An 11,034-nucleotide genomic window follows, 5' to 3' on the forward strand; every position below is an offset into this window, starting at 1 on the left:
CTCCGTCATGACCACCACGACCACTCCTGCGGCGGGCGCCTCCCCCTCGTCGTCCGCCCGCCCTTCGGCCCTGAGCCTGCTGCGGGACTCCGTGCGCGCCAACATGCGCCAGTACGGCATGCTCATCGCACTCGTCCTGATCGTGCTGCTCTTCCAGATCTGGACCGACGGCACCCTGTTGCTGCCGAACAACGTCTCCAACCTGATCCAGCAGAACGGATACATCCTCATCCTGGCCATGGGCATGATGATCGTCATCATCGCGGGCCACATCGACCTGTCGGTCGGCTCCCTGGTGGCGTTCGTCGGCGCCATGTCGGCCGTGATGATGGTCAGGCACGACATGCCCTGGGTCCTCGCGCTCGCCCTGTCGCTGCTGATCGGCGCGGCGGCGGGCGCGTGGCAGGGCTTCTTCATCGCGTACCTGGGCATCCCGTCGTTCATCGTGACGCTGGCCGGGATGCTGCTCTTCCGGGGCCTCACCCAGATCGTGCTGGAGGGCCAGTCGCTGGCACCGTTCCCCGAGGGATTCCAGAACATCGCGCAGGGCTTCATCCCGGAAATGGGCCCCTACACCCAGTACCACAACCCGACGCTCGTCCTCGCTCTGGTCGCCGTCGCCTTCCTGCTGCTGCGCGAATGGCGCGATCGCAAGCGGCAGTTGGCGTACGAGCTGGAGGTGCCGCCCACCGGTCTGTGGATCGCCAAGTGCACCGCCATGACCGCCGCGGTCGTCGCCTTCGCCCTCACCCTGGCCAGCTTCCACGGCGTGCCCGTCGTCATGCTCATCATGTGCGCCCTGCTGCTCGGCCTCGGCCACGTGATGCGCAACGCGGTCGTCGGGCGCCATGTGTACGCGCTCGGCGGCAACCGGGCCGCCGCCAAACTGTCCGGCGTCAAGGACAGGCGCGTCACCTTCCTGGTCTTCGTCAACATGGGGGTACTGGCCGCGCTCGCGGGCTGCGTGTACGCCGCTCGGCTCAACGCGGGCACGCCCCAGGCGGGGCTCAACTTCGAACTGGAGGCGATCGCGGCCTCGTTCATCGGCGGTGCGTCGATGAGCGGCGGGGTCGGCACCGTGATGGGTGCCGTCATCGGCGGCCTGGTGCTCGGCGTGCTCAACAACGGCATGTCACTGGTCGGCATCGGCACCGACTACCAGCAGGTCATCAAGGGGCTCGTACTGCTGGCGGCGGTCGGCTTCGACGTCTGGAACAAACGCAGGGCGGGGAGGTGAGCAGACCGTGCGGGAGGGCCCGGACGCCACGCGGTGTCCGGGCCCTCCCGCCCTCCCACGGGGACCTTCGGAACACGCCTCAGCGGCACGCCGGGCACAGTCCCCGGTACGTGACCTCGGCCCCGGACACGGTGAAACCGAACCGTTCGCCGTCCGGCAGCCCGGCCAGCGGGTCGCCCGTCGGACGCACGTCGCGGATCAGACCGCAGCCCGAGCACACCAGGTGCTGGTGCGGGCGATGGGCGTTGGGGTCGTAGCGCTTCGCGCGGCCGTCGGTGGAGACCTCCATGACCTCGCCGAGCGAGACCATCTCCCCCAGGGTGTTGTAGACGGTCGCCCGGGAGATCTCCGGCAGCCGCTCCGCCGCGCGGGCGTGCACCTCGTCGGCCGTCAGGTGCACGTGGTCGCCGTCGAGGACCTCGGCGACGACACGCCGCTGAGAGGTCACCCGCCAACCGCGTCCCCGCAGCCGCTCCAGCAGGTCGCTCATATCGGTTCATCCATTCAGGCTCGTTGAAGTACCGGGTTCCAGCGGCAGCCGTACAGCTTCCGACCGAATTCGGAACAGACGTGCTTCTTGACCTGGACCCTGTCGATCGTAGGATCGATCCCAGCGCAGGCCAAGGGAACGGGAAAGTCCGGTACAACGGGAGACTGAGACATGAGGGGACCACTGCGGACGTGACGAGCGGTGCTCTCCGACGAACGGCGAACGCGCATGGCACGCCCTTCAGGACCGAGGGGGACGCCCGGTGCCTGGGCGTCGGGGCGTCCCACCCGCCTCCCCGAACGCGCGCTTCGCGCGGCAGTCCGTCACGAAGTCGGTGACCCCCGTACCGGCGATTCCCGTACCAGCAGCACCCGTGGACCTGTGCTCATGGCTTCTGAACGATGTGACCCGCTCGGCCCGGAAGGATTCCCATGTCTGAGAACCACGACGCGTCCGTCACCGTCCCGGAGGCGGAGGGGGCAAGCGGTGGCTGCCCCGTCGCGCACGAGCGTGCGCCGCACCCCACGCAGGGCGGCGGAAACCGCCAGTGGTGGTCCGAGCGCCTCAACTTGAAGATTCTCGCGAAGAACCCCGCCGTCGCGAACCCGCTCGGTGAGGAGTTCGACTACGCCGAGGCGTTCCGGGCCCTCGACCTGGCGGCCGTGAAGCGGGACATCGCGGAGGTGCTGACCACCTCGCAGGACTGGTGGCCCGCCGACTTCGGCCACTACGGCCCGCTGATGATCCGCATGGCCTGGCACAGCGCCGGCACGTACCGGATCAGCGACGGCCGCGGCGGCGCGGGCGCGGGGCAGCAGCGTTTCGCCCCGCTCAACAGCTGGCCGGACAACGGCAACCTCGACAAGGCCCGCCGTCTGCTGTGGCCGGTCAAGAAGAAGTACGGCCAGTCGATCTCCTGGGCCGACCTGCTGATCCTCACCGGCAACGTCGCGCTGGAGACGATGGGCTTCAGGACCTTCGGTTTCGCGGGCGGCCGCGCGGACGTGTGGGAGTCCGAGGAGGACGTCTACTGGGGCCCGGAGACCACCTGGCTCGGCGACGAGCGCTACACCGGTGACCGGGAGCTGGAGAACCCGCTGGGCGCCGTGCAGATGGGCCTCATCTACGTCAACCCCGAGGGCCCCAACGGCAATCCGGACCCGGTCGCCGCGGCCCGCGACATCCGGGAGACGTTCCGCCGCATGGCGATGAACGACGAGGAGACCGTCGCCCTCATCGCGGGCGGCCACACCTTCGGCAAGACCCACGGCGCGGGCCCGGCCGACAACGTGGGCGCCGACCCCGAGGCCGCCCCGATCGAGGCGCAGGGCCTGGGCTGGGCGAGCACGTACGGCACCGGCAAGGGCGGCGACGCCATCACCAGCGGTCTGGAGGTCACCTGGACCTCCACCCCGACCCGGTGGAGCAACGAGTTCTTCAAGAACCTCTTCGAGTACGAGTACGAGCTCGGCAAGAGCCCGGCCGGCGCCCACCAGTGGGTGGCGAAGAACGCCGAGGCGATCATCCCCGACGCGCACGACCCGTCGAAGAAGCACCTCCCGACGATGCTCACCACCGACCTGTCGCTCCGCTTCGACCCGGTCTACGAGCGGATCTCGCGGCGCTTCTACGAGAACCCGGACGAGTTCGCCGACGCCTTCGCCCGCGCGTGGTTCAAGCTGACCCACCGCGACATGGGCCCGGTCTCGCTCTACCTCGGCCCGGAGGTCCCCGCCGAGGTCCAGCTGTGGCAGGACCCGCTGCCCGAGCGCACCCACGAGCTGATCGACGCCGCGGACATCGCCTCCCTCAAGGAGCGGATCCTGGGCTCGGACCTCACCGTCCCGCAGCTCGTGTCCGCCGCGTGGGCCTCGGCCTCGTCCTTCCGCGGCAGCGACAAGCGCGGCGGCGCCAACGGCGGCCGGATCCGCCTGGAGCCGCAGCGGAGCTGGGAGGTCAACAACCCCGACGACCTGGCGGCGGTGCTGCGCACCCTGGAGGGCATCCAGGAGTCCTTCAACTCCGCGCAGACCGGCGGCAAGCAGGTCTCGATGGCCGACCTGATCGTGCTCGCGGGCACCGCGGCCGTCGAGCGGGCGGCCGCGGACGGCGGCGTGGGCGTCGAGGTGCCGTTCACGCCGGGCCGCGTCGACGCGACGCAGGAGCAGACCGACGTGGAGTCGTTCGCCGCCCTGGAGCCGGCCGCCGACGGATTCCGCAACTACGTCGGCAAGGGCAACCGGCTGCGTGCCGAGTACCTGCTGCTCGACCGGGCGAACCTGCTGGAGCTGAGCGCGCCCGAGATGACCGTCCTCGTCGGCGGCCTGCGCGTCCTGGGCGCCAACCACCAGCAGTCCGGACACGGTGTCCTCACCGACGCCCCGGGCACGCTGACCAATGACTTCTTCGTCAACCTGCTCGACCTGGGGACGACGTGGACGTCGGCGTCCGAGGCGCAGGACGTCTTCGAGGGCCGCGACTCCGCCACGGGCGAGGTCAAGTGGACCGGCACCCGCGCCGACCTGGTGTTCGGCTCGCACTCGGAGCTGCGCGCCCTCGCCGAGGTCTACGCGAGCGACGACGCGAAGGAGAAGTTCGTGCGCGACTTCGTCGCGGCGTGGGCCAAGGTGATGGATCTCGACCGGTTCGACCTCGTCTGACGCGTCCGGCGCCCCGCCGGGCGGTGGCGGGGCCGGGCACCTTCGCCCGGCCCGGCCCCGCCCGGTCGCCGGCGACCGGCATCCGGCACCGGTCGTGCTACCGGCCGATGTCGCGCAGCGCGTTCGTCGCGCAGTGCACCTCGCCGCCGCCGAGGTGGGCCCAGGAGAAGTTCTCCACCCAGTGCACCCGTACGCCGTTCGCCGCCAGCCGCCGCTCGGCCTCCGCCCGGAACAGGTCGCGTCCGGCGATCCGGGGGCCGTGCGGCGCGGGGGCCGCGAAGTCCCCGGCCGTCAGCGACAGGCCGTTGGCCAGGGCCGGGGAGAAGGCGATGTGGCGGCCGTTAGCCCCCGGTGTGTCGGTCACCCGGAAGTAGAGCACCGGCAGCCGCACCAGTTCGGCGGGCTTCAGCCCGGTCGCCCGCAGCAGGACCCGCACCTGCTCGTCGATGCGGCGTGCGGCGTCCTCGTTGTCGCCCTTGGTGGCTTCGTGGCGCAGGAACTCGTCGACGGTGGGCTTGTCCTCCGCGTCGGTGTCGGCGAACAGCCGCTGCCCGCCCTCCCCCGCCGCCCGGACCTTCTTCAGCAACCCGATCGCGAGCCGGGGGTCGGAGACGGCGAGGGTCCAGCCGCGCGCGTTGTCGGCGCGCACGACGTGCACGGTCTCGTCGGCGTGGCCGACCAGCAGCCACGAGGTGTCGATCACCACGGGTGGCTGTTCCCGCTGGTCGCGCAGCATCCGCACAAATGACGGGTCGGGGCGGCGGTCCGCCGAGCTCCCGTACACCACGCGGCCCTTCGGGTAGCCCCGGTACGGGGGCAGCGACTCGATGTTGCCGGTGAAGTTGAGGAGTTCGTCGACGCTGTCCGGGCGGTCGGTGGTGTACTGCTGGACGACGCCCACGCCCGGTCCGCGCAGGTCCTTGAAGAGGAGTCGCCCGGCCCGCCGCAGGCTCGCACTCGTGCCGTCGGGGGACTTCCAGTAGTTCGGCGAGCGCAGCAGGATCCGCATCGTCCGCGGCCCGCCGGGGCCCGGCCTGGTCACATAGGCCGGTTCGGCGATGTCCTGCCGCCAGATGTCCTTCCACCACTGGGCGCCGCCCGGCTGGAAGTCCAGTTCGCGGTCGGGGATGCCCACGGCGCGGGTCGCGGCGCGCAGCGACCCGGCGAACTCCTTCCACCCGCCGGGCACCCGGGTGGCGGTCGGGACCTCCGCGGGCTGTCCCGGGCCCTTCCCGGGGGCGGCGGCGAAGACGTGCCGGGCGCGCTGGAGGTCGTGCTGGAGGAGGACGGGGGCGACGCTCATCGCGACCCGTGTGCCGGCGGTGCGCCCGCGGTCGGTGACGGCGAGGGTGACGACGACGCGGCCGTCCCACCGGGTCCGGTCGCGGACGACGTCCCGCCCCTCGACGGCGAGGCGCACGCCGCGGCGCAGGTCGCGTGCGGTCAGGGTCCCGTCGGCACCGAGCGGGGTGTACCGGTCGCCCTCCCGTACGAAGATCCGGGCGTACGGCCGTTGCGCGGCGGGCACCGTGAGCCTGCCGACGGCGTCCTCGCCGACCGCCGCGGGCGGCACCAGGAGCGGGGTGAGGTCCTTGGCGTCCTCGGGGCCGTTCACCACCTCGTCCGCGGCGTCGTGGCAGGCCGCGAGGCGTTCGTCCACGGCCACGTCCAGCCGGTCGAGGTCGCCGGGGAGCAGGGTGCAACGGCGCGAGTCGTCGTCGAGGTTGGGCAGGAACACCGTGCCGAGCGGTGCTTCGATCCGGGGTACGGGCGTTTCGGCCGCGGGGCGCGGGGTGGCACCCGCGTCGACCGGGGCCAGCACGGACGCCGTCACCGCGGCGCAGCAGATACCGGTCACCACGGCTCGCAGCGCGGGGCGGGGCGGGTCGGCGGAGAAGTGCATGGAAGTGCCTTCCGGGACAGTGCCGTCAGGGGAAGCTGGATCGCGCTCCACTGTGCCGCCCGCCGCCCCCCGGGCACGTCCTGCACGGGGGCGAGCCGGGAGTAAACCCTTCGATGCAGTAACCGCCGGGGTGCCCCACCCACGGGCCGAAAGGCCGCTGGACCCGAGGGCCGACCGGTCCGCCCGCCGGTGGCCGGGGCCCGTCGCTCCGGGCGCCGGGCCCTGAGCGCGTCTCAGGCCGGCTGGCCCTGCGTCGACCGCTTCGCCGCGGGCACCGTGACCGGCGCGTCGCTCCGTACCGGGGCCGGGGCCGTCGACTCGCGGACGACCAGCCTCGGCCGAATGAGCAGGGAGCGTCCCGCCGCGGGGGCCGAGTCGATCCGGGCCCGCAGCTGCTGGAACGTCTCCGCGGCCATCTCCGGCAGCGGCTGGCGGACCGTGGTGAGCGGGGGTTCGAAGAGGTCGGCGAGGAGGATGTCGTCGAAGCCGACCACGGACACGTCCTGGCCCGCGCTGTGTCCGGCGTCCTTGGCCCCCCGGCAGATGCCGATCGCGCACATGTCGTTGATGGCGACGAACGCGGTGGGCGGGCGGGGGCCGCAGAGGAGTTCCCTGGCCGCGTTCCGGCCCAGTTCGGCCGCGTCCTTGTCGCCGAACTCGGCGGTGTCGGCGCCGGGCCAGACGATCGCGTCGGCCGGGTCGAGGCCGGCCGACTCCAGGGCCGTCCGGAAGCCGCGCAGTCGCTCGCGGCGGTTGACGCTGTGCACCGAACCGGAGACGAAAGCCAGCCTCCGGTGGCCGAGTTCGATCAGATGGCGGGTGGCGAGCTCGGCGCCCATCGCGTTGTCGACACTGATCGAGGCCAGTGACGGCGGGTCGCCCGCCTGCGCGGCGCGGTCGAAGGCGACCATCTTCAGACCGCGGCTGAGCAGCGGCGTCACGTGTTCGAGCGAGGGCAGCGAGGAGCAGAGCACCACTCCGCTGACCCCGTCCGCGAGCAGTTCCTCGCCGTACTTGAGCTCGCGGGCCGGGTCGCGCTCGCTGTTGCAGAGCAGCACGTGGTAGCCCTCGGCGAGCGCGATGGCCTCCAGCTCCCGGGCGAGCGCCCCCCAGAAGGGGTTGGCGACGGACGGCACGATGAGGCCGATGACCTTGATGCGTCCGGTGCGCAGCATCCGTGCCGCGCGGTTGGGCCGGTAGCCGAGCTGCTCGATCACCTGCTCCACGCGGGCCAGCGTCGCCGCCTGCATGCGGTTCGTCCGCCCGTTCAGGACGTTGGAGACCGTGCTCGCGGAGACCCCGGCGGCCTCCGCGACCTGATGGATCGTTACCCCGCTCATGCCACCTCCGGTTCGGAATCGGTCTGACCGTAGCAGTGTATCGATTTACTGAACAAGGTTCACCGGTTCACCAGTTAACGTCCCCGAAAATTCATGTGCATCAGCTGTTGACGTCCCTCTGAAGGCGTTCCTAGCATCACTGCATCGATTTACCAGCACTTCCCAGCCACTGTCGGGATGCCATCGCTGGATCGATCCACAGCCTCCGCCTCAAAAGGGGTGTCCCATGGAACTCAGAAGACGGTCGTTGCTTGCCGCCATAGGCGCGGGCACCGCTGCCGCAGCCCTCGGCGGGTGCGGAACGGGTACGTCGACGGCCGGCTCGGCCGACGGTCCCGCCGAAGGCGAGATCACCCTGCTCACCCCGATCTACGAGGGCGCCGACGGCAAGACGCTGCTGGAGAAGGAGATCCTCGGCGGCTTCCGGAAGAAGTACCCGGACGTCAAGGTGAACGTGGACTACACCACGTACGCACAGCTCAACGAGAAGATCACCACCGGTCTCGCGGGCGGTCTGCTGCCCGACGTGCTGATGATGGGCGTGGGCTGGATCCCGCCGTTCGCCGCGAAGAAGGCGATCGCCGAACTGCCGGAGAAGCTCGCCGCCGCGCACGACTACGAGAAGCGGGTGCTGGAGCCCTCCCGGTACGACGGCAAGCTGTACGCGCTGCCGGTCGTCCTCGACACCCGCATCGTCGTCTACCGCAAGGACCACTTCGCCGAGGCGGGCATCAAGAAGACCCCGGCGAACTGGGCCGAGCTGCGCGCCGTGGCCAAGCAGCTGACCAGGAACGGCAGGATCGGCTTCGACCCGTTCTCGATCGATCTGCGCCAGTGCTGGGAGACCTTCCTGTTCGCCAACGGCGGCCAGCTGTTCAGCGCCGACGGCAAGAAGGTGCTGTTCACCGACGCCCGCGGGGTCGAGGCCCTGCAGTTCTTCAAGGACCTCATCGCGGACGGCTCCGCCGACTACGCCAAGAAGACGGACGCCGGCGCCCCGGCCAACGTACAGACCGGCAGGGCGTCGATGATGATGACGACCAGCGCGCTCTGGAAGCAGGCCGAGGAGCAGACGCCGGACCTGCTGAAGGACGACAAGCTCGGGGCGTTCATCCTCGCCAACCGCAAGCCCGCCATGCTCCAGGGCGGCACCCTCGTCACCCAGTCCGCCAGTTCCAAGCACCCGGCGGCGGCCCGCGCGCTCGTCGAGTACCTGGCCACGCCCGAGTCGATCATCGGCGCCGCCAGGCAGCGTGGTTCGGTGCCCGGTCTGAAGGACCTCAGCGACACCTCGTACGTGAAGGAGAACAAGTTCGTCGACCTCTCCCTGCGGAGCATGGGTGACGCGTGTTCCGAGGGCGGCACCGCCGCCTGGATGGAGATCCGCGAGAAGATCAAGCCCACGCTGGAGCCCGCGATCGTGGGCAGCCAGTCCGCGAAGGACGCCATCGCGGAACTCGGCCGGCTCGCCGAGGCCGCCATCGGCCGGATGTAAGGACCCGTACCGTGGGAGCAACATCCGTACTCAAGGCCCGGCCCGCCCGGCCGCCCTCCCCCGCCGGGCGCCCGGTCGCGAAGAAGCGTCCCGGCCGCGCACCGGTGGGACCGGGGCGCCGCAGGCAGCGTGCCGGCATGCTCATGGTGGCGCCCGCGCTGCTGCACGCCTCGCTCTGGATCGGTCTGCCGGTCGTCGCCTCGGTGGTGCTGGCCTTCACCAAGTACGACGTGCTGACGCCGCCGCAGTTCGTGGGGCTGGACAACTTCCGGGACATGATGGGCGACGCGGTCTTCCGCAAGTCCATCGTCAACACCGTCGTCTACACCTTCTTCACCGTGCCGTTCGGCATGATGCTGGGGCTGCTGACGGCCCTGGCGCTGCACACCGGGCTGAAGGCGCGGGGCGTCTTCCGCACCGCGGTCTTCCTGCCGCAGGTGACGGCGACCGTCGCCATCGCGCTGGTCTGGCTGTGGATCTACAACCCGGGCAACGGGCTGCTGAACACGCTCCTGTCGTTCCTCGGGATCGACGGACCTGCCTGGCTCTCCTCGACCTCGTGGGCGATGCCGTCGGTGATCCTGGTCGGCATCTGGCAGGGCATCGGCATGAAGATGCTCATCTACCTGGCCGCGCTGCAGTCCCTGCCCAAGGAGCTGTACGAGGCGGCCTCGGTGGACGGCGCCTCGAAGGTCCGGCAGTTCTTCTCGATCACGCTGCCGCTGCTGAAGCCCGCGACGTTCTTCGTGCTCATCACGTCGATGATCAGCGCGTTCCAGTCCTTCGACCAGATCTACATCCTGACCGACGGCGGCCCCGCCAACAGCACCACGATGATGACGTACGAGATCTACAAGTCCGCCTTCCGGGAGTTCCGCGTCGGCTACGCCTGCGCGCAGTCGCTGGTGCTGTTCGTGCTGCTGATGGGCTTCACCCTGGTCAACCGGCGGATCATGGGAGGCACCCGTGGCCACAACTGAGCTGCACGCGCCGGGGGCCACGGGCAGGTCCCGGCCGGTGAAGAACGGCAAGCCGCTCACCGCCGGCCGGATCGCGCTCTACCTGACCCTCACCGTCGTCTCCCTGCTCATGGTGGTGCCGTTCGTCTGGATGGTGCTCACCTCGCTCAAGACGCCGGTGGAGATCGCCTCGCAGGACGCCGGACTGCTGCCCGAGCACTGGGCGTTCGGGAACTACGTCGACGCGCTGAAGGCGGCGCCGTTCGCGACGTACGCGCGCAACAGTTTCATCATCGCCTTCAGTCACACCCTCATCAACGTGGTCGTGGCGTCGATGGCCGGGTACGCGCTGGCCCGGATCAGGTTCCGGGGCAGCGAGGTCATCTTCTACCTGTTCATCGCCGCGCTGATGATCCCGACCTACACCAAGGTCCTGCCGGAGTTCCTCATCGTCCGCTTCATGCCGCTGGCCGGCGGCAACGACATCTTCGGCCAGGGCGGCAGCGGCTGGCTGGACTCGTGGTGGGCGCTCATCGTGCCGGGCGCGGTCACCCCGTTCGCGGTCTTCCTGTTCCGCCAGTTCTACCTGGACCTCCCGGTGGAGCTGGAGGAGGCGGCCAGGCTCGACGGCCTGGGCGAGTTCCGGATCTACGCCCGCATCATGACCCCGCAGGTCAAGCCCGCGCTCACCACCGTGGCGCTGCTGACCTTCGAGTCGTCGTGGAACAACTTCCTGTGGCCGCTGCTGGTGACCCGCACGGACAGCCTGCGGGTGATCCAGGTGGGGCTCTCCGTCTTCAAGACGGAGAACGGCACCCAGTGGCACTTCCTGATGGCCGGCACCACGCTGGCCACCCTGCCCATGGTCATTCTCTTCCTCATCGGCCAGCGCTACTTCGTGCAGGGATTCGCAACCGCCGGTCTCAAGTGACCGGTTCCGGTCCGAGCGG

The 11,034-nt window shown here is 70.3% G+C and carries 8 protein-coding genes; 5 read left to right on the forward strand and 3 right to left on the reverse strand.

Annotated elements, in window-relative coordinates; translation table 11 throughout:
- Positions 1 to 7: 7 nt before the first annotated feature.
- Positions 8 to 1,237, forward strand: a complete 1,230-nt coding sequence (gene mmsB / locus ACFYW1_RS21955; protein ID WP_388995525.1) for a multiple monosaccharide ABC transporter permease — start codon at positions 8 to 10, stop codon at positions 1,235 to 1,237.
- Positions 1,238 to 1,316: 79 nt separating this feature from the next.
- Here the strand turns inward: mmsB and ACFYW1_RS21960 are convergent, their stop codons facing one another.
- Positions 1,317 to 1,727 (reverse strand): Fur family transcriptional regulator, encoded by a 411-nt coding sequence (locus ACFYW1_RS21960; RefSeq protein ID WP_388995528.1) that lies wholly within the window; start codon positions 1,725 to 1,727, stop codon positions 1,317 to 1,319.
- A gap of 431 nt (positions 1,728 to 2,158) precedes the next feature.
- Between ACFYW1_RS21960 and katG the strand changes: the two genes are divergently transcribed.
- Positions 2,159 to 4,387: a catalase/peroxidase HPI gene (katG, locus tag ACFYW1_RS21965; protein WP_388995530.1), complete on the forward strand. Its 2,229-nt coding sequence runs from the start codon at positions 2,159 to 2,161 to the stop codon at positions 4,385 to 4,387.
- A gap of 97 nt (positions 4,388 to 4,484) precedes the next feature.
- Here katG and ACFYW1_RS21970 read toward each other — a convergent pair whose 3' ends face one another.
- Together ACFYW1_RS21970 and ACFYW1_RS21975 are read right to left on the reverse strand one after the other, a co-directional pair.
- Complete coding sequence (locus tag ACFYW1_RS21970) at positions 4,485 to 6,290, reverse strand: protein-arginine deiminase family protein (protein WP_388995533.1); 1,806 nt, start codon at positions 6,288 to 6,290, stop codon at positions 4,485 to 4,487.
- Between the two features lie 233 nt (positions 6,291 to 6,523).
- Entirely contained in the window at positions 6,524 to 7,630 is a 1,107-nt protein-coding gene (locus ACFYW1_RS21975; RefSeq protein WP_388995536.1) for a LacI family DNA-binding transcriptional regulator, read from the reverse strand.
- A 226-nt stretch (positions 7,631 to 7,856) separates the two neighbouring features.
- On the opposite strand from ACFYW1_RS21975, the gene ACFYW1_RS21980 reads away from it, so the two are divergent.
- From ACFYW1_RS21980 to ACFYW1_RS21990, 3 genes are read left to right on the forward strand one after another with little or no spacing between them, the layout of a single operon-like run.
- Positions 7,857 to 9,125: an ABC transporter substrate-binding protein gene (locus tag ACFYW1_RS21980; protein WP_388995539.1), complete on the forward strand. Its 1,269-nt coding sequence runs from the start codon at positions 7,857 to 7,859 to the stop codon at positions 9,123 to 9,125.
- An 11-nt stretch (positions 9,126 to 9,136) separates the two neighbouring features.
- The gene (locus ACFYW1_RS21985; protein WP_388995542.1) at positions 9,137 to 10,105 is read left to right on the forward strand and encodes a carbohydrate ABC transporter permease; all 969 of its coding nucleotides are present in this window, start codon (positions 9,137 to 9,139) and stop codon (positions 10,103 to 10,105) included.
- Positions 10,092 to 11,015: a carbohydrate ABC transporter permease gene (locus tag ACFYW1_RS21990; protein ID WP_388995546.1), complete on the forward strand. Its 924-nt coding sequence runs from the start codon at positions 10,092 to 10,094 to the stop codon at positions 11,013 to 11,015. The genes ACFYW1_RS21985 and ACFYW1_RS21990 overlap by 14 nt, the downstream gene beginning before the upstream one ends.
- Positions 11,016 to 11,034: the final 19 nt, after the last annotated feature.

It is taken from the genome of Streptomyces sp. NPDC002669 (genome assembly GCF_042889165.1).
Classification (GTDB): Bacteria; Actinomycetota; Actinomycetes; order Streptomycetales; family Streptomycetaceae; genus Streptomyces.